Raw genomic sequence first — 18,751 nt, forward strand, 5'->3', positions numbered from 1 at the left:
CCAGTACAGGCTGTCATTGGGCAGGATGCCGTTTTCGATCACCACCTGATCCACCGCCCGTTCTTCCAGCGCCTCGGTGTATTCGTTGCGCAGCACGGCGATTTTCTTGTCGCCCTCGGCATACACCTTGTCCAGCCAGAAATTGGGGGTGGGGATGATGCCCTGCGCGTACAGGCGGCGGTAGAAAATGGGGAAAGTGGTGCCGCCGGTGTCGTCGCCCACTTTCACGTCCGGGGTGACGATTTCCACCGTGCTGCCACGGCTGGACAGGAAGTCGGCCACGCCAAAACCGGCCTGGGTGCTCACCGCGTCATACACCAGCACGTTCTTGCCCGGTTCCACCTTGCCGGACAGGATGTCCCAGCTGCTGACGGCAATGCCTTCATCCACGCCCCAGTCCGGCACCTGGCTGGTATAGGGAATACCGCCGGTGGCCAGCACCACGATGTCCGGCTTTTCCGCCAGAATCATCGCCTTGTCGGCGGCCACGCCCAGACGGCGATCCACCCCCAGACGCTGGGTTTCCATGTCCAGCCAGCGCACGATGCCGGCCATCTGTTCGCGCTGCGGGGCCTTGGCGGCGAGTACGATCTGCCCGCCTACCTGCGGCTGTTTCTCGAACAGCACCACTTCATGGCCACGTTCGCGTGCCACGCGGGCGGCTTCCAGCCCGGCCGGGCCGGCCCCCACCACCACCACCTTGCGCAGCTTGTCGGCCTTGGCAATGTCGTGTGGCATGGTGGCTTCGCGGCTGGTGGCGGCATTCTGGATGCACAGTACGTCCTGGCCGTGATACTGGCGGTCGATGCAGTAGTTGGCGCCCACGCACTGGCGGATCTGGTCTTCCTTGCCATCGCGGATCTTGATCACCAGATGCGGGTCGGCAATATGGGCGCGGGTCATGCCCACCATATCCACCATGCCGCTGGCCAGAATGCGCTCGGCCTGCACCGGGTCGCGAATGCTTTGCGCGTGCATCACCGGCACCTTGGACACCGACTTGATGCCGGCAGCCAGATGCACAAAGGGCTCCGGCGGCAAGGCCATCGGCGGCATGCAGTTGGCCAGGGTGTTGTGGGTGTCGGCCCCGGACCCCACTACCGACAGGTAGTCGATCAGCCCGGTTTCCGACATGGCGGCGGCAATGTCTTTCAACATATCGTGGCTGAGGCCGTCTTCGTGGAATTCATCGCCGCACATGCGCAGGCCAACACAAAAGTCCGGGCCTACTTCCGCCCGCACCGCATTGAGCACTTCCACGCCAAAACGCAGGCGGTTTTCAAAGCTGCCACCCCATTCGTCGGTGCGGAAGTTGGTGCGCGGGCTCCAGAACTGGTCGATCAGGTGCTGGTGGGCAGCTGAAATCTCGATGCCGTCCATGCCGGCGGCCTTTACCCGGCGCGCAGCCTGGGCAAAGTCGGCAATGATGCGGCGGATTTCATGCTGCTCGATCACCTTGGCATTGCCACGGTGTACCGGTTCGCGAATGCCGGACGGGCTGACCAGATGCGGCCAGTGCTCGCCGTAATAACTGGAGCGGCGGCCCATGTGGGTGGCCTGGATCATGATCTTGGCGCCGTGGCGATGCATGGCCTCGGCCAGCCGCGCCAGCGGGTCGATGATGGCGTCGGTGGCCAGGTTCACCGATTTCCACCAGCTTTGCGGGCTGTCGATGGACACCGGGCTGGAACCGCCACAAATGGCCAGGCCCAGGCCGCCCTTGGCCTTTTCTTCGTAATAGCGGATGTAACGGTCGCCGGGCAGGCCGCCCGGCTCGGCATACACCTCGGCATGCGCGGTGCTCACCACGCGGTTGCGCAGCGTGAGCTTGTTAAGGGTAATGGGCGCAAACAGGTGCGGATAGCGCATGGGGCGACTCCCGGCTTACAAGGGATGAACGGTGAAAATGCAGTAGTCGGCCCCCAGGCCGGCACACTGGCTTTCGCGGCTGACGGTGCGGTAGTCATGGCCCAGGTTTTCGCCCACCCAGTCCATGGCACCGGCAAACCAGCCGGCAAACAGGTAGCAGGCCATGTGTTCGCTCTGCGGTGCACCGGCCACGCCCTGCGCCAGCACGAAACAGGAGTTGTCCAGGCGGATGCTGGCATTGCCGGTGGTTTCATCGGCCTCGATAAAGCTGAACTGACCCCAGCCACGCTGCGACAGGCGGGACAGATAGTGTTCGAACACCGCCATGCCGGTCAGTCCGTGGGTTTGCGCCTCGCTGCCGCACCAGAAATGGGCGGAGCGATAACCGGCTTCGTACAGCGAATCGGCATACACCCGGCGGCCCAGTGCCGCCTCGATGGCCAGATGGTTGTTGATGAAGAAATGGCGCGGCACATACAGCATGGGCAGGCCGTTGGTGGTCCAGACGCCGGTGTCGGCATCGACGTCGATGGGAAGTTGAGGTTGCATGCCACTCTCCTGAGCAAGATGGGCGAGTCTGTCCGCCATTGCCTTGCATGGTGCCGGAGGGCATGCAGCGGCGATTCAGCGCTTGCGACAGGTATTTGCCCCATACCGACCAGCCGGTCGCTCCCGGACAAGCCACGACCGTCAGCCTTGGCCGTGGCAAGCGCTATTGCTCTAACAAAGAACAGGAAACCGCCAAACAGCGCCGGACACGGCTTGCCGGCATCCGGACAAAAGCTGAATGTTGCCAAGCAGCTTGCACAGGCCGCGGCACCAGCCCGCTCGGCCATGCCGCCACTTTTACCTTTCCCCTGCAGCAAGCGCCCGCCATGGGCCCGACAACACGCTTGCGCTATGTCATTGCCGCCACCGCGGCCACCATCCCACCACCGGCCCAACCATGCTGCTGGCACTGCATAACGGTGCCGCCACCCTGGCCAGTCTGGCCAGTGCCCTGAGTCTGTATCGCCACAGTTCTGCGCAATAAGCGGGTGACTGGGGCCAACGCCAGCAAATTCGGCCAGTCCAAGCCGGCCAGCAATCCGGGCATATTCAACGGTCATGAACCAGCCCGGCCTTGCCGGCTCCTTGCACCCCTACACCTGGTCCAGCCCATGCATACCATTACCGACGACGGCACCCGCTTGTTCATCAGCCGGATAGGCGACCGTGATTGCCCTCCCCTCATCCTGTCGCACGGCACCTTTTCCAATCAGCGCAGCTGTACCCCGCTGGCCCGCCATCTGGCGGCGCTTGGCTGGCAATGCTGGCTGTTTGACTGGCGCGGCCACGGCAGCAGCGCCATGCCACGCCATCCCTATAATTTTGAAACCATTGCCGGGCAGGACGTGGTCGCCATCCTGCGGGCAGTAGAGGAAGAATGCGCCCCGCAACGGCCATTCTGGTTGGGACATTCCGGCGGAGGGCTGATCGCCAGCCTGTGGCTGGCGCGCCAGGGAGCCGACTGCAGCCGGCTGGCAGGATTGTTATTGCTGGCGGCACAGGCCAGCAGCACCGGCCGGCCCTGGTGGCCGCAATGGCAGATCAGGCTGATGTCCATGCTGCTGCCCTTGCGGCAGCAGATTTCACCGCGCTGGGCCACGGTGGCCAGCGAGGCGGAAAGCAGCCTGCTGTTGCGGCAGTGGTGTCGCTGGAATCTACGCGGTGCAATACGCAGCGCGGATGGTTTCGACTACCTGGCGGCACTGGGCCAGCAAAGCCTGCCGGTACTGGCCCTGGCCGGTGGTGGCGATTGTTTCATCTCGCCGCCTGACGGATGCCGGCACTTGCTGCAAAGCTTTGCCAGCCACGATAAACGCTTTGTGCTGTGCGACCGCGCACATGGCTTTCTGGAAGATTACAGCCACGACCGGCTCTTGCTCTCCAAGAATGCCAAAAACGAAATCTGGCCCTTGCTGGCCAACTGGCTGGAACAGCATGCCGCGCTGTCCCGTGCGCCAGCGCAAGCCGCCGCACGGCAGCACCAGGCCGGCGAACAAGCCACTCGGCCTGGCAGCCGTTTGCTGAGCAATTTCGACAGTGGCTAGCCGGCAGTGGCCGGCCGCCTGCCATCAATACGCGTCAATGCGTCCACTCGTTTACCTTGGCCGGATTGGCCTTGACCCAGCCATCGGCGGCGGCCGCCGGTTTGGCACCGTTTTCCACATCCAGCATCACCTTGCCGATTTCTTCCGGCTTCCAGCGGAATTTCTTCAGGAAGGCCACCACTTCCGGTGCCTTGGTGCTAAGGCCGGGATGGACCACGCTGTCGACATGCTCGGCCTCGCCATAGACTTTCTGCGGATCATCCAGGAAACGCAGCTTCCACTTGGCAAACATCCAGTGCGGAATCCAGCCGGTGACGGCAATGGCCTTCTTGCTGTTGATGGAGCGGGCCAGTTCGGCCGCCATGCCGGTACCGGAGCTGGGCAGCAGGGTGTAGTCCAGCTGGTATTTCTTGATGGCTTCTTCGGTTTTCTTCATCACGCCGGCACCGGCATCGATGCCGACGATACGCCCCTGGAAGGCGGCCTTGTTGGCGTTGAGGTCGGCAATGGAATGGGCGGGCACATAATCAGGCACGATCAGGCCGATCCTGGCGCCCGGATAGTTGACGGCAACGTCCACCACCTTGTCCTTGAACTGGCTGTAATACGCCTCGTGGGTGGTGGGCAGCCAGGCCGACAGCGTGGCATCCAGGTCGCCACGCGCCACGCCCTGCCACATGATGCCGGCGGCTACCGGCACCATTTCCACCGGATAACCCAGCTTGTTGCGAATGATGTTGGCCGCCACATTGGTGGTGGCCACACTATCCGACCAGCCTTCCACATAGCCGATCTTGATGGTGGGCTTGTCAGCCGCCTGGCTACAGAATGGCAGGGCCAGACCAGCCAGCAACAGGGCAAGAAAGTGTCGTTTCAGCATTACGTTCTCCACAGATAGACAGGTTGAATCAAGGATGAACTGCACAGGGCTGCCACATATCGCAGGCACCTGTTGTTGCGACTGCATGCCCGCTGCCTTGCGGCGCAGGGTTCTTGTGATGGCTTGCTGATACCGGGCGGCCAGGGAGGGCCGTGGGGCGAAAAAAAGCGGGGCCTTGCGACCCCGCTCAAACACTAACGCCCCCAGACATCTGCAAAGACACGAAGCCAGTTTTCACCCAGCACCTTGCGGATCTTGCTCTCGGACCAGCCGGCCTTTTCCATGGCAGCGGTCAGATTGGGTGTTTCGCCAATGGTGCGGATGCCTTCCGGATTCAGGATGGTGCCAAAGTTGGTCAGGCGGCGATGACGGCCCTTGTCGTGGGTGATCCAGTCAAAGAAGCCCTTGTCATAGCCCTGGGTGAAGTCGGTGCCGTAGCCCACGCAGTCCTCACCCACCAGGTTGATGATGTAGTCCATGGCTTCGACATAGTCGTCCACCGTGGCTTCGATACCGCGCTTGAGGAAGGGCGGGAACATGGTGACACCGATGAAGCCGCCATGGTCGGCGATGAAGCGCAGTTCTTCATCGCTCTTGTTACGCGGGTGTTCCTTCAGGCCGGACGGCAGGCAGTGCGAGTAGCACACCGGCTTTTTGGATTCCAGAATGGCCTCGCGCGAGGTGTTGCCGCCCACATGCGACAGATCCACCATGATGCCCACGCGGTTCATCTCGTTGATCACTTCGCGGCCAAAGCCGGACAGGCCGCCATCGCGCTCGTAGCAGCCGGTGCCCACCAGGTTTTGCGTGTTGTAGCACAGCTGCACCACGCGCACGCCCATGTCGGCAAAGGCTTCGATATAACCCAGATTGTCTTCAAAGGCGTGGGCGTTCTGGAAACCCAGGATGATGCCGGTCTTGCCCTCGGCCTTGGCGCGGCGCACGTCTTCCGTGGTCCGCACCAGGGTGAGGATGTCGCTGTAGTCGCGAATCTGCTTTTTCATCTCCGCGATATTGGCCACGGTGTCCTGAAAGCCTTCCCACACCGACACGGTACAGTTGGCCGCCGACAGGCCGCCACGGCGCATGTCGTCGAATACCTCGCGGCTCCATTTGGCAATGATCAGCCCGTCAATCACCAGCGCGTCCTGATGTAGCGTCGTCATACACGTACTCCCCAACAGCAATGGTTGAAACAGCGGCCGCGGCGGACTGCCCGGCGCGCCGCCGGTAAAAGAATGTGCAGCAGCCATCCATCGGGATGACTGCTGCGAGGGGTCAAGCCAGAATCAGACTAGGCCTGGGCGCAGCCAGCTGGGCAAACAGCGGATGGTCACTACGCGCTTCCAGCTGGCACACGGCAAAGCCGTAGGGCTGGGCAGCACGGCGCAAGAGACGCCACACATAGTCGGCAAAGCTGCGGCGGAACAGCACGAACACGCCGTCGGTATCCAGGCGGATCACCTGCACCGTCGCCTTGCCCAGCACGGTGCTCACCATGTGGCCCAGCGGGATGGATTCGAAGTCGTACACCCCCAGATGACGCAGCACGGTGATGTGTTCGGCCCCACCCAGCCAGGCCAGGGTCAGGCCGCCGCTGGAATCCACCGTCTGGGCAAACAGCTGTTGCGCGGCAAAACCGGCATCCAGCTGCGCCGTCCAGTCAGCCAGACGCTGGCGATGGCTCACCAGCAGCCATTCATCCGGCGAGGTCCACATCAGCACGCCTTGCGGGCCGTGGCTGACTGCCCCGGCTTTCAGCGGCAGGGCGAGGCCGGTGACCTGCTCCACCAGCTGGGCAAAACCGGCTTCAGCGGTATCCCCACGAAGCACGGCATAGCCCAGATGCGGCAGCTCGTTACACCAGATGCGGCCATCGGCACGGCGCGGTTGCGCCTCGGCATCCAGCTTGAAGTGTTGGAGCGGCGACTCCATGAATGGTTGGAAACCTTGCTTAGGCATGTTGACGCACCCCTTCCTTGTCCACGAACACTGACGGCACCACCTGCGCCGGCACACTCTTGCCATGCGCCCAGACGAACACCGTGTCGCCCTCACGCTTGCTGCCATCCTTCAGCACGGCCATGGCAATGGAGCGGCCAAGGAAGGCACTGTGATAACTGGAGGTGACATGGCCCTGCATGGCAGCCGGCACCGTGTCATCGGTATTGCTGAGAATCTGCGCGCCTTCGGCCAGCACCACTTTCGGGTCCAGCGGCAGCAGGCCCACCAGCTGTTTGCGGCCTTCACCTGCGGTGTGCGAGCGCAGCAGCGAACGCTTGCCGAGGAAGCTGAACGGCTTCTTCATGCCCACTGCCCAGCTCATGGCCAGATCGTTCGGGCTCATTGAGCCGTCAGTGTCCTGACCGACGATGATGAATCCCTTCTCGGCCCGCAATACGTGCATGGTTTCGGTGCCGTAGGGGGTGATGTCGAACTCGGCACCCGCCTTCATCACTTCTTCCCACATGTAGCGGCCATAGTTGGCATCCACATTGATTTCGTAGGCCAGTTCACCGGAGAAGCTGATGCGGAACACCCGCGCCGGCAGCCCGGCCACGGTCCCGCTGCGGCCATCCATGAACTTGAAGGCGTCCTTGTCGAAGTCGATGTCGGTACACAGCTTTTGCAGCACCTTGCGGCTGTTCGGCCCCACCACGGCCACGGTGGCCCAGTGGTCGGTGGTGGTGGTGAAGCGTACTTTCAGCTCCGGCCATTCGGTCTGGTGCCAGCGTTCCAGCCAGCTATACACACGGGCAGCACCGCCGGTGGTGGTGGTCATGTGGAAGTGGTCGTCTGCCAGGCAGGCGGTCACACCGTCGTCCATCACCATGCCGTTTTCGTCCAGCATCAGGCCGTAGCGGCATTTGCCGGGGTCCAGCTTGCTCCAGGCATTGCTGTAGATGCGGTTGAGGAATTCACGCGCATCCGGGCCCTTGACGTCGATCTTGCCCAAGGTGGAGGCATCCATCACCCCCACACTGTTACGGGTGGCCAGGCATTCGCGGTTGACCGCAGCGTGCAGGTCTTCACCCGGCTTGGGGAAGTACCAGGGGCGCAGCCACTGGCCCACCACTTCGTACTCGGCCTTGCGCGCATCATGGCTGGCATGCATGGCGGTGTAGCGGCGGGCATCGAAGGTTTCACCCACGTGCGGGCCAGCTAGCGCACCAAAAGTCACCGGGGTGTAGGACGGCCGGTAGGTGGTGGTGCCCACCTCGGCAATGGGTTTGCCCAGCGCTTCGGCGGCGATGGCAAAGCCGTTGATATTGGACAGCTTGCCCTGATCCGTACCAAAGCCCAGCGCGGTGTAGCGCTTGACGTGTTCGATGGAGCGGTAGTTTTCGCGAATGGCCGTGTGGATGTCGGCGGCGGCCACATCGTTCTGGTAGTCGACAAAAGCCTTGGCCCCGTGGCCTTCCGGCTTGCCGTCCGGCAGACGGAAGATGGCACGCGGCGCGGCCACTTCTTCGCTGGCCACCGTCGGCGCCTTGCCGCTGCTGCCACGGCCATGGCCCAGCAACAGGGCGGCCACCGCAGCGTGGGTCTGGCTCAGCGCGTCGGACAATTCCCAGCGGCCGGTGATGGCACCGACGCAGGCAATGTTTTCGCGGCCTTCATCCGGGCAAACAAAGGACAGCTGCTGCTGATTCCACACCGGACGGCCACCATTGTGGCAGAACAGATGCACGGTGGAAGTCAGGCCGCCGGAGGACAGCACGGTATCCACGCTCAGGCGCGGGCCGGAACCAATCACCTGATTGTTGCGGCCATCCAGCTTCACCAGCTGCGCACCAGTCACGCTCTTGTCGCCCAGCACCTTGGCAATGCCGTGGCCCAACAGCAATTCGGCACCGGCATTTTTCAGGGCTTGCTGACGCCATGCCGCCGCCCCGCCCTGCCGGGCATCAGCCAGCGTCACCTTGACGCCGGACAGCGCCAGGTCCAGCGCGGCTTCGTAAGCGGCATCGTTCTGGGTTTGCACCAGCACTTCGCGGCCCACCGCCACGCCGTAGCGGTTGAGGTAGCTGTGACCGGCGGCGGCAGTCATTACGCCCGGTACGTCGTTGTAACCGAACACCAGCGGGCGTTCGATGGCACCGCTGGCCAGAATCACCTGATGAGCGCGAATCTTGTGCAGACGCTGGCGCGGCAGCGCGGCATTGCGCTCGGTCAGCGGCAGGTGGTCTTGCAGCAGCTCCACCGCCTGTACCAGGTTGAGGTCGTGCAGGGCAAAGGCGGTAGTACGCGGCAGCACGCTGACATTGGGCAGGCTGGCCAGTTCGGCCAGGCGCTGGTTTACCCAGTCCATGCCGGACAGGCCGTCGATGCGGCTGCGGCGTTCGGTCAGCAGCCAGCCGCCCATTTCCGCCTGCTCGTCCACCAGCAGGGTTTTGAGCCCGGCACGGCCGGCCAGCGTGGCGGCCCACAGGCCGGCAGCGCCGCCGCCCACCACCAGCACATCGATATGGTGATGCAGGTGGTCGTAGCTTTCCGGGTCGGCTTCGGTCGGCGCACGGCCATAACCAGCGGCCTTGCGGATGAATTTTTCATAGAAGGGCCAGGCTTTCACCGGCTCCATGAAGGTCTTGTAGTAGAAGCCCGGCGGCATGAAGCGGCCAAACTTGCCCAGCAGGCCCTTGAGGTCGAAGTCCAGCGAGGGGTAGCCGGTGGTGCTGCCGGCCAGCAGGCCCTGATACAGCTCCACTTGCGTGGCCTTGAGGTCGGGCACGGTATGCGCGCCGGTTTCCAGCTGGATCAGCGCATTGGGTTCTTCGGCACCAAAGCCGACAATGCCGCGCGGCCGGCCATACTTGAAACTGCGGCCGATCAGACGCACGCCGTTGGCCAGCAGGGCCGAGGCCAGGGTGTCGCCGGAAAAGGCTTTGTACTGCACATTGTCGAAGACAAAGCTCAGCGGCTTCTGGCGATTGATGCGCTCGCCGGGGCGATGGATGCGATAGCCGCTCATGCTTGTTCCTCCTCATACAATGCCTTGCCGTCGGCCAGCGTCCAGCTGCCGGCAATTTCATAGCTGACGGTGTGGCGCTTGACCGCAAACACCTTGCGACAGCCGGCCACGTGCTGCCATTGCTCCCAGTGCCAGCCACGCGGGTTCTTGCGGTGGAACACGTAGTCGCCCCAGGTGGCGTCGTCCACTTCTTCCGGTACCGCCGGGCGGGCGATATAGGCTTCGCCGGCGTAGCTGAATTCTTCTTCTTCCCTTGCCTCTTGGCAGTACGGGCAGGTAATCACCAACATAAGCCTCTCCCTAGTGAGCCACGGCCGCTGCGCCGTGCTCGTCGATCAGATGTCCGGTGGCAAAACGGTCCAGCGAGAACGCGCGGTTCAGCGGGTGCGGATCGTCATGGGCGATGGTGTGGGCAAACACATTGCCCGAGCCCGGCGTGGCCTTGAAGCCGCCGGTACCCCAGCCACAGTTGAAATACAGGCCCTTGATGCGGGTTTTGCTGATGATGGGGCAGGCGTCCGGCGACACATCCACAATGCCGCCCCACTGGCGGTTCATGCGCACGCGGGAGAAGGACGGGAACATCTCGATGATGGCGGCGGCGGTGTGTTCGATCACATGCGGGCTGCCGCGCTGCCCGTAGCCCAGATAGCTGTCGATACCGGCACCGATCACCAGCTCGCCCTTGTCGGACTGGCTGACATAGCCGTGCACTGCGTTGGACATCACCACGGTGTCGATACAGGGCTTCATGGATTCGGACACAAAGGCCTGCAAGGGGTGGCTTTCCAGTGGCAGGCGCAGCCCGGCCATCTTGGCCAGTACCGAAGAATTACCCGCCGCCACACAGCCCACACGGTCGGCCATGATGTCGCCACGGCTGGTATTCACGCCCTTGATGCGGCCGCCTTCGATGATCAGGCCAGTCACTTCGCACTGCTCGATGATGTCCACGCCCAGTTCGGACGCGCCACGGGCAAAGCCCCAGGCCACCGCATCGTGCCGTGCCACGCCGCCACGCGGCTGGAAGCTGGCGCCCATGATGGGGTAGCGGGTGCGGTGGCTGATGTCGATCAGCGGCACCATGTCCTTGATTTCCTGCGGGGTCATCACCACCGCGTCCACGCCATTGAGCAGGTTGGCATTGGCGCGGCGTTCGATGTCGCGCATGTCCTGCAGGGTGTGGCCCACGTTCATCACGCCGCGCTGGCTGAACATCACGTTGAAGTTGAGGTCCTGCGACAGGCCCTCCCACAACTTCAGGCCGTGTTCGTACAAGTGCGCCGCCTCATCCCACAGATAATTGGAACGGATGATGGTGGTGTTACGTGCGGTATTGCCGCCGCCCAGATAGCCCTTCTCCAGCACGGCCACATTCTTGATGCCATGTTCCTTGGCCAGGTAGTAGGCCGTGGCCAGGCCGTGGCCGCCACCGCCGACGATGATCACGTCGTACTGTTTCTTCGGCTGCGGGCTTTTCCAGGCCGGCTGCCAGCTTTCATGATGCTTGAGCCCGTTCTTGATCAGGCTCCACAGGGAGTATCGGTTTGCCATCTGCGGCTCCAGCGGGGTGGATGTATTCGGACAAGGCCCATTCTCCCGGCCTGGCCCCTGCCCCGTTTGGCTGAAAAGGACAAGCACTTGCCCACAGCCGACACCGCGCGACATGTCTGAAATCGACGCAAATCCGGCGTTTGCAAGCCAGCACCGCGACCAGACAGGCCTTAGGGTTAGCGCACACACCGCAGGCAACACGCCTGTACTACAAGGGAAGACCAGCCATGATTGCCACCACCCCGTCTTATGTCTTGAGCTTTACCTGCCACAGCGCCTCCGGCCAGGTTGCCCGCTTCTCTGCCCTGCTGGAGTCGCAGGGCTGTTATATCGACGAGCTGGCGGTATTCGACGACCCCAGCAGCCAGCGCTTTTTCGTGCGCTGCGTCTTCCACCCGCAAGCGGAAAGTTTCGACCAGTCACGGCTGGCGGCCGGCATGGCCGAGATGAACCAGCACTATCAGGATTTGCGCTGGCAGCTGCACGACCGCCGCGAGCGGGCGCGGGTACTGATCATGGTGTCCAAGCTGGACCACTGCCTGAACGACCTGCTGTACCGGCAGAAAATGGGCGATCTGGAGATGACCGTGACCGCCATTGTTTCCAATCACCGCGACCTGGCCCCGATTGCCGAAGCCTACGGCCTGCCCTTCCATCACCTGCCGGTCAGCCCGGCCAACAAGGCCGAGCAGGAAGCCGCCGTGCTGGCACTGATCAAGGAAACCGGCTCCGAGCTGGTGATCCTGGCGCGCTACATGCAGGTGCTATCCAGCGCCACCAGCGCCTTGCTGGCCGGCCGCGCCATCAACATCCACCACTCCTTCCTGCCCGGCTTCAAGGGTGCCCGCCCCTACTGGCAGGCGCATGAGCGCGGGGTCAAGCTGATCGGCGCCACGGCGCATTACATCACCGACGACCTGGACGAAGGCCCGATCATCGAACAGGTGGTGGACCGGGTAGACCACGCCTGCACCCCGGAAGACCTGCAGGCCACCGGCCGCGACATGGAATGCCAGGCGCTGGCCCGCGCCGTGCGCTACCACCTGGAACGCCGGGTGTTCCTCAATGACAACCGCACGGTGGTGCTGCGCTAGAAGTGCTGCGGGTGCGGCTTGCAACAGCCAGGACCCGGACACCAGCAGCCGGCTCCCGGCCCGATGCGACAAGGCGCTGCGCCGCAGCGGCTGCACCAGTCATGACATCGTGTTAAATTGGGCGTTTCGGCGCGCAGCATCGCTGGCGACAGCGGCGATGCTGCGCGCCTTCATCTTGCTCAAGCGGACCTGTATGGCAGCCATTTGGAAAACATATGCCCGGCTCACCCTGCTCGCTGCAGCCCTGTACACGGGTGGCATGGCCCATGCGGCAACACCGCTCAGCCCGCCACTGGCCATCACGGTAAGGTTTGATTTCTATCCCGCCGACAGTACCCGCATTCACCAGCTGGAACAGCGGCTGCAACGGGCGCTACAGCATGCCCGGGTAGGCGAACTCGGCGAAAGCGAATTTCATCTGGATGGCAACGAAGGCTTTTTCTACCTGTTCGGCCCCGACCCTCAACGGCTGTTTGCCGTAGCCGGCCCCATCCTGCAATCATCCGCCCTGATGCAGCATGCCGAAGTGGAAGAGCGCGATGGCCAGCACAGGAAAACCTTCTTGCTGCAGCCGGAGGCATCGCGATGAGGGTGCCCACGACAGGGAATAACAGCATGATTCACCACCGCCCCCGGCGGCAGGACATGCCAATGCAGACCTGCCAGCCACAACGCCAGGAGTGGTAAACCATGCCGACAAAAATCAGCCTGCTTGCTTTATCCGCCATGCTGCTCTTGCTGAGCGCAGCGGCATACGCCGACATCAGTAACGGGAAAAACCTTTACCAGAGCCGCTGTGCCATCTGCCATGGCGCGCAGGCCAATGGCCGCGGGCCATTGGCGGCCAAAAGCAGCCCACCCACCCCGGACCTGACCACGGCAGCTTTCAAAAAACGCCTCACGGACTATCCCGGTGTGATTGTTTCATCCATCATCCTGCGCCCCAATGGCGATCTGATCCCGAAAACCCTCAGGGACAATGGCATCAAGCTGGCACCCCATCACTGGACGGTGCAGGACTTGCGTGATGTCAATGACTACATGCGCAGCATCATCGGCAAGTGACCAGACAGGCTTGCCGATCTGCCAGCGGCAGATAATCCAGCACCATGCCTGATGGAGAAGACCATGCATACACTGACCGGAGCCTGCCATTGCGGCAACATCCACATTGCCATTGCGTTGACACAGTCGCCTGACCGCTATGCACCCAGGGCATGTGATTGCGATTTTTGTCGCAAGCATGGCGCATCCTATCTCTCCGACCCGCATGGCAGCATGCAGCTGGAGGTGCGCGATGCAGACTTCATGGTGAAATACCGGCACGGCAGCCAGCTGGCAGACTTCCTGCTGTGTAGCCGCTGCGGAGTGTTGATTGGCGTGTTGTATCAGGACGGCAACCGCCGGTATGGCACGGTGAATTGTGCAGCACTGCAACAGACCGCAGCGCTGGGCATACCGGTATCCGTGTCGCCCAGGCTATTGGCAGGCAGCGAGAAAACCGCCCGCTGGAGCGCGCTGTGGTTTCCGGACGTCCGGATCTGCGCCTCAGCCGCCTGAATCAGGCGAGATTAACTTGGCGGAATGAACCAGGTGTATCCAGCCATCAGGGCAGCGCATCCATCCACCACCGTGGCACAGGCCGACCGGCCTGCAGGTTGACACCCCGGCGCCGAACTGCCAACCTTCCCAGCCCCATTGATTAGCCATTGCCCACCATGAAAATCACCCAAGACAGCGCCGTCACCCTGCGCATGAAAGTGACCGACCGCCAAGGCCAGGTTTACGACGATGGCAAGCACCCCGTCTCCTACCTGCATGGCGATTACGACAATCTGTTCGCCAAGCTGGAAGCCGCACTGGAAGGCCAGGAAGCCGGCTTTCAGACCACGCTGGAACTGGCCAGTGAGGACTGCTTTGGCGAACGCGACGAAGCCCTGGTCACCACCATGCCCAAGGCCGAGTTCCCGCCCGGCATCAAGGTAGGCGGCCAGATCCAGCGCCTTGGCCCGGATGGCCAGCCGCGCTACTACTTTGTCACCAAAATCAAGGGCCCCACCGTCTTGCTGGACGGCAACCACCCGCTGTGCGGCAAGACCCTGCGCTTTGCCATCACCGTGCTGAATGTGCGGGCAGCCACCGCCGAGGAAATTGCCCACCAGCATGTCCATGGCGAGCACGGCCATCAGCACTGATCCTCCCCTTGTCTGACTGTCAAAGCCCTCCCGTTGCGGAGGGCTTTGTTTATGCAGCGCCGTGACAGACAGGATAGTGCGTAGACTGAACTCAATGCCGCATAGCCGGCCACCACGCGGCAATCCGTCGATTTCCCACCGCACCGACACTCCCCGCCTTGCCATCCACCGCCCCGCAGCGGCATGCAAATCATCAGCCGCAGGCAGGGATTACCATCCGGCCCTATCCATCAACAGCAGCATCAAAGGAAAGGACAACGCCCCCGCCGCGCGGACCTTTGCTGCGCCGGTATGGACGGCAGAGATAGCGGGCAGGTGTGTGCGGACAGGGGCGGCCCGTCTGCGTCGGCTTGCGCTGAGGGGAATGGTTTTCGTTGGGTGATGCTTGCGGTCGTGAAAAGTGATGAGGTGGGGGCCGGACTCAGGCCAAGCAATTATGTCAATGTGTTAGCATGACTGCTATCGGCCAGGAGCCCCCATTCCCGAGATATGAGGCCAAGGTCTCAAGCTCGGCCGAAGTTCCCCCTCAATAAGGGAGTACGTAACGGCTGGTTTGCACCAAATTCCGGACACACTCCCTACTTGTATCTTAGTATTCTCAATTTAGAGAATTTATGTTAACTGAGTTTTTTGAATTTCTTTTTCGCAACATCCATAGATTCCCCATTGATAAAATAAGACACAGCGGCCGCACCAATGCCTTTAGTCGTAGCCCCCGCCACCGCAGCAGAAATACCTTCACCAAGGACAGGGAAAAGTATTTTTGCAAGCTGCCTAGCCGTGGTAGCAACACCTACCAACAAACCAAGCGAAACAAAAAACTCTTTAAGATCCAGCTCCGAAAGTTTTTTTCCTCCGAGATAGCCAATTGTAGAAACCATTAGCGCTTGCAATGCAGTAAGAGGAACGATGTCAGCAACCGGCATAGGAAGAGCCGCTATAGCTGCAGCAGCTAGAGAAAATATATTTATAATTTTATTAGCAACCTCTTCCCTCAACTGCTTATATTTTAAACTGGCAGACGCTTCAAGCATGGCTTCGGTTGGAACGATTCTGCTAATCTCGATGGCAAGCACACCCATATTGAAGCGCAAATCACATTCTTCATCAAAATACGATGCCACAGGGATTGTTTTTTCAAATATAATTGATTTTCTGTTCAAATGATCCATCATTTTTTCTGTCAAAGCAGAAATTTTTTCTCGCTTTGTTAATGCATAAGGAGGCTCAATGTCTTTTGGTGATGGGAGTGCATCAACCTGATTTAGTACTACCAGCATTTTTGAAGCCTCACCATTCACCACGGTACATTCCATGATTTTTCTCAAATCATCAAGAGTTGCATCAATTTCTGAGTCAACTTCTGATGCCTTGTGAATAAAAATGACAATATCAGGACGTTTTTCAATAAATTGATCCTGAAGCATTTTCAGACGCTCTATTTTGAATTGCTCAGCGCCAAGCCCCGGGGTATCCATCCAATCAATTGTGCCACCATTTTGCAACTTATACTCTTGCCAGAGGCATTCTTTTGTAGTATCCAACTCACCTTCTAAAAGAATTTTTTCATCAACAAGGGCATTAAACAGAGAGCTTTTCCCTGCGCCACGTCGACCAACAACTGCCAATCGCGGTGCACGCTTTTCAATAAGAATCTGCTTTAACTCTTGCAGATTTTTGGCTAATTCCTTGAACGTATCACTGTTTTTTGCGACGTCAGGAATCTTGCCAATTACTTTGAAAATTTCTTCTAACATTTCAGCATTATTCATTTTTCACCCTTCAAGTTTTTCTTAAAAAGAAACATAATTTTACTTTAAAAACATTAATGCACAACAACACAAATCAATCTCACTTAGATCTCCACTAGAAGTAAATGGTAAAATCACGGAGACAACACATCATTTATTACTCAACTGAAAAGAAAAGTGGCATATTTACATGCTAAAAAGTAACACATTAAGGCTCTTTAGCTCTATCATTGTTTTTAAATACTAAGAATAATGCAGCTAGTGCTGAAGCAACTCCTACAAAAAAACTTAGTTCAAAATTACCTGTTGTCAGGACCAATAAAGTAAAACCTGCAACAAATGCCACAATACAAACCCACTTCAACACCAACCAGGCAATCACTGCGGCAACAATGCTGAATCCGATAATCAGCAACACTATCAGCAAAAATAAAATCAGTATCAATTTCATGGCTGCTCCCGGGTCTTGTAGCAAGGGGGATCAGATCAACCTGGCCAGGATGACGGGTACCGGGTATTCCTTCCCGACCAGATAGTTGCTCATCAGACGCTCCAACCATATCCGGGAGCACTGCACCCCTTCTGCCTTGAACTGATAGCCCTGTTCATTCTTCACCAATGCGTAAGGCGCAATGGTCAGGTCTACCTGCTCGCTTTCTCCATGAGGCCTAAAGCTCACGACACAGCTGGCCGCCCGGCTATCCAGCTTTACCGATTTCACTTCCACGTACTGTTCAAACTGACTTTGCATCCAGTGCATCAGTGCCTTGCTGGTTGCGATATCCACAAGTTGTTTCATCGTATCTTATCCCTAAAGGTTAATTATTTGTCGTACAACATAGTCATTGAATGACCCAAAGATTACTCTGCGGATAATAACCCGTCAAGTGGGTTATTGATTGTTTTTTGGCTAGCAACCCTGTAAGATCATTTCAAGGCAATAACAGGAGTACCCCGTGAAAAAGATTACCTACTCATCTGTAGTTGGTGCCGTGATTGCGGAAGAAAGGGAGCTGCGCGAGGTGAGCCAGCAAGTGGCTGCCAACGTGGCGGGCATGACGCAATCCACGTGGGCCAGGCTGGAGCTAGGCCGCGCCTGCACACTGGAAAATATCCTCAAGGCGTCCAAAGCCTTCCGCTTTGAGCCCTGGCAGTTATTCAAAGTGGTGGATGACCGGGTAAAAAGTCTGACGTTACAAGGCTATGAAGTTGTGCTGGATACACCATCAGAAGAGGAGATCAAGAAGGATGCCGAAAGTTGGATTACAGCACGCAACCTGATCACTAATACCTCGCTGCTTGGCCTTGGGGCTGTAGCTGGTGCGGCTGTCATGGGCGTTATGCCGTATATAGAGCGGTTGTTCAATGACAAGAACAAACCATAGCCCGATGGTGGTTAACTAACTGAATGAATATCTAGCCCAGGAGACTGCACAACCGTTGAGATAATGATGACTAATTCAAGATTTGAACACTCCCAGTCCGATGAATTTCCAGGGACCTTCCTTGGAGTTGATGAGCTCTCAGCTGACCTAGACGTGGTCACCTTGATCGACGAGTTTAAGAAAAGGGTGGCAACACGAGTCAGATTTTTGCGCTAAAAATGACCCCAAATGGCTGGTATGTAGCATTGAGCTGAAGCTAAGGATTGACGAGAAGGAAGACCGGCTTGGCCGATCTCCGGTAATTCTGTGGACACATCTGAGATGGCTGCTCAGGGTCGAAAGCAGAAGTCCATCCTTCATATTTTGGCTTTGGCATACGAAGTCACCCATCTCTCCCGGCCTTTCCTACCGCACCAACGTGCCCACGGGCCCCGTCAAGCATGCCGACGGGTGGCCGGGGCGAGGTCTTAAGCGCCTGCCCTGTCTGAGCGATTTGACGTTAGCAAATCGCGAGTTCAGGCGCGCCTCGCCGCGGTCAGGTCCCGGCGGGCAGCCGCAGGCCATGCTTGTGGGGTGGCCTTGGAGGTGAAGGAGGGCTTGGCCACACAAGCCCTCTTTCCCGTCCGCCGCGCGGAAGCGGCAAGACAAAAAATCATCCGCGTGAGCGGATGCAAAGCCTGTTTTCAACAACATAAAACCAAGACAAAAACCAACAACAAAAGCAAATCACCGCTCTCGTCCCCTGGCGATATTTACGTCGCAAGCAAACCCGTCTCCCGGTCCGCCGCGCGGAAGCGGCCCTTAAACCATCCTCCGCAGCAGCCGCTGCCAGCCCCTTACCTGCACCTCTTGCCAGTGTTTCCCGCCCCCTCTACCCTTGCTGTCCCCGGTGCTGCTGATTAGCCTTGTCCCGTTGCGTTTACAAACGCAGCCAGGTTTGGCGACCTGATAAGAATTA

General features: G+C 59.6%; 18 protein-coding genes. 7 read left to right on the top strand and 11 right to left on the bottom strand.

Features of this window, described 5'->3' with window-relative positions:
• Both JHD64_RS09075 and JHD64_RS09080 read right to left on the bottom strand, forming a co-directional pair.
• Window positions 1-1,869: NADH:flavin oxidoreductase (locus JHD64_RS09075; protein WP_199053034.1), on the bottom strand; the 1,869-nt coding region annotated here is incomplete at its 3' end.
• 15 nt (window positions 1,870-1,884) lie between these two features.
• Window positions 1,885-2,418 (bottom strand): DUF5943 domain-containing protein, encoded by a 534-nt coding sequence (locus JHD64_RS09080; protein WP_199053035.1) that lies wholly within the window; start codon window positions 2,416-2,418, stop codon window positions 1,885-1,887.
• Between the two features lie 611 nt (window positions 2,419-3,029).
• Here JHD64_RS09080 and JHD64_RS09085 point away from each other — a divergent pair.
• Window positions 3,030-3,962 (top strand): alpha/beta hydrolase, encoded by a 933-nt coding sequence (locus tag JHD64_RS09085; protein WP_199053036.1) that lies wholly within the window; start codon window positions 3,030-3,032, stop codon window positions 3,960-3,962.
• 34 nt (window positions 3,963-3,996) lie between these two features.
• On the opposite strand, the gene JHD64_RS09090 is transcribed toward JHD64_RS09085, so the two are convergent.
• The 6 genes from JHD64_RS09090 to JHD64_RS09115 form a co-directional block, all read right to left on the bottom strand.
• Window positions 3,997-4,842, bottom strand: a complete 846-nt coding sequence (locus JHD64_RS09090) for a glycine betaine ABC transporter substrate-binding protein (protein WP_059285249.1) — start codon at window positions 4,840-4,842, stop codon at window positions 3,997-3,999.
• A 194-nt stretch (window positions 4,843-5,036) separates the two neighbouring features.
• Window positions 5,037-6,008 (bottom strand): dipeptidase, encoded by a 972-nt coding sequence (locus JHD64_RS09095; protein WP_199053037.1) that lies wholly within the window; start codon window positions 6,006-6,008, stop codon window positions 5,037-5,039.
• A 112-nt stretch (window positions 6,009-6,120) separates the two neighbouring features.
• Window positions 6,121-6,777, bottom strand: coding sequence for a sarcosine oxidase subunit gamma (locus tag JHD64_RS09100; RefSeq protein WP_199053038.1), 657 nt, complete (start codon window positions 6,775-6,777; stop codon window positions 6,121-6,123).
• Between the two features lie 19 nt (window positions 6,778-6,796).
• Window positions 6,797-9,814: a sarcosine oxidase subunit alpha family protein gene (locus tag JHD64_RS09105; RefSeq protein ID WP_199053039.1), complete on the bottom strand. Its 3,018-nt coding sequence runs from the start codon at window positions 9,812-9,814 to the stop codon at window positions 6,797-6,799.
• Window positions 9,811-10,104 (bottom strand): sarcosine oxidase subunit delta, encoded by a 294-nt coding sequence (locus JHD64_RS09110; RefSeq protein ID WP_059285245.1) that lies wholly within the window; start codon window positions 10,102-10,104, stop codon window positions 9,811-9,813. Before JHD64_RS09110 ends, JHD64_RS09105 begins: the two co-directional genes overlap by 4 nt.
• A gap of 10 nt (window positions 10,105-10,114) precedes the next feature.
• Window positions 10,115-11,368, bottom strand: a complete 1,254-nt coding sequence (locus tag JHD64_RS09115; protein WP_199053040.1) for a sarcosine oxidase subunit beta family protein — start codon at window positions 11,366-11,368, stop codon at window positions 10,115-10,117.
• Window positions 11,369-11,595: 227 nt separating this feature from the next.
• Here JHD64_RS09115 and purU point away from each other — a divergent pair, with 227 nt between their 5' ends.
• The 5 genes from purU to JHD64_RS09140 all read left to right on the top strand — a co-directional run bounded on the left by purU (window position 11,596) and on the right by JHD64_RS09140 (window position 14,657).
• Complete coding sequence (gene purU / locus JHD64_RS09120) at window positions 11,596-12,462, top strand: formyltetrahydrofolate deformylase (RefSeq protein WP_059285243.1); 867 nt, start codon at window positions 11,596-11,598, stop codon at window positions 12,460-12,462.
• 193 nt (window positions 12,463-12,655) lie between these two features.
• Window positions 12,656-13,051, top strand: coding sequence for a hypothetical protein (locus JHD64_RS09125; RefSeq protein WP_199053041.1), 396 nt, complete (start codon window positions 12,656-12,658; stop codon window positions 13,049-13,051).
• Between the two features lie 101 nt (window positions 13,052-13,152).
• Complete coding sequence (locus JHD64_RS09130) at window positions 13,153-13,527, top strand: cytochrome c (RefSeq protein WP_199053042.1); 375 nt, start codon at window positions 13,153-13,155, stop codon at window positions 13,525-13,527.
• Between the two features lie 63 nt (window positions 13,528-13,590).
• On the top strand, window positions 13,591-14,022 hold the full coding sequence (locus JHD64_RS09135; protein ID WP_199053043.1) for a GFA family protein: 432 nt from the start codon (window positions 13,591-13,593) through the stop codon (window positions 14,020-14,022).
• A 158-nt stretch (window positions 14,023-14,180) separates the two neighbouring features.
• Entirely contained in the window at window positions 14,181-14,657 is a 477-nt protein-coding gene (locus JHD64_RS09140) for a peptidylprolyl isomerase (protein ID WP_059285238.1), read from the top strand.
• Window positions 14,658-15,274: 617 nt separating this feature from the next.
• On the opposite strand, the gene JHD64_RS09145 is transcribed toward JHD64_RS09140, so the two are convergent.
• From JHD64_RS09145 to JHD64_RS09155, 3 genes are all read right to left on the bottom strand, one after another.
• Window positions 15,275-16,429 carry a GTPase gene (locus tag JHD64_RS09145; RefSeq protein WP_199053044.1) on the bottom strand — a complete coding sequence of 385 codons (1,155 nt, stop codon included), beginning with the start codon at window positions 16,427-16,429 and terminating at the stop codon, window positions 15,275-15,277.
• Window positions 16,430-16,616: 187 nt separating this feature from the next.
• The gene (locus JHD64_RS09150; RefSeq protein WP_199053045.1) at window positions 16,617-16,859 is read right to left on the bottom strand and encodes a hypothetical protein; all 243 of its coding nucleotides are present in this window, start codon (window positions 16,857-16,859) and stop codon (window positions 16,617-16,619) included.
• Between the two features lie 30 nt (window positions 16,860-16,889).
• Window positions 16,890-17,207, bottom strand: a complete 318-nt coding sequence (locus JHD64_RS09155; RefSeq protein ID WP_199053046.1) for a hypothetical protein — start codon at window positions 17,205-17,207, stop codon at window positions 16,890-16,892.
• Window positions 17,208-17,364: 157 nt separating this feature from the next.
• Between JHD64_RS09155 and JHD64_RS09160 the strand changes: the two genes are divergently transcribed.
• Window positions 17,365-17,793, top strand: a complete 429-nt coding sequence (locus JHD64_RS09160; RefSeq protein WP_199053047.1) for a helix-turn-helix domain-containing protein — start codon at window positions 17,365-17,367, stop codon at window positions 17,791-17,793.
• Window positions 17,794-18,751: the final 958 nt, after the last annotated feature.

The organism is Aquitalea sp. ASV15 (assembly GCF_016429115.1).
Lineage (GTDB): Bacteria > Pseudomonadota > Gammaproteobacteria > Burkholderiales > Chromobacteriaceae > Aquitalea > Aquitalea magnusonii.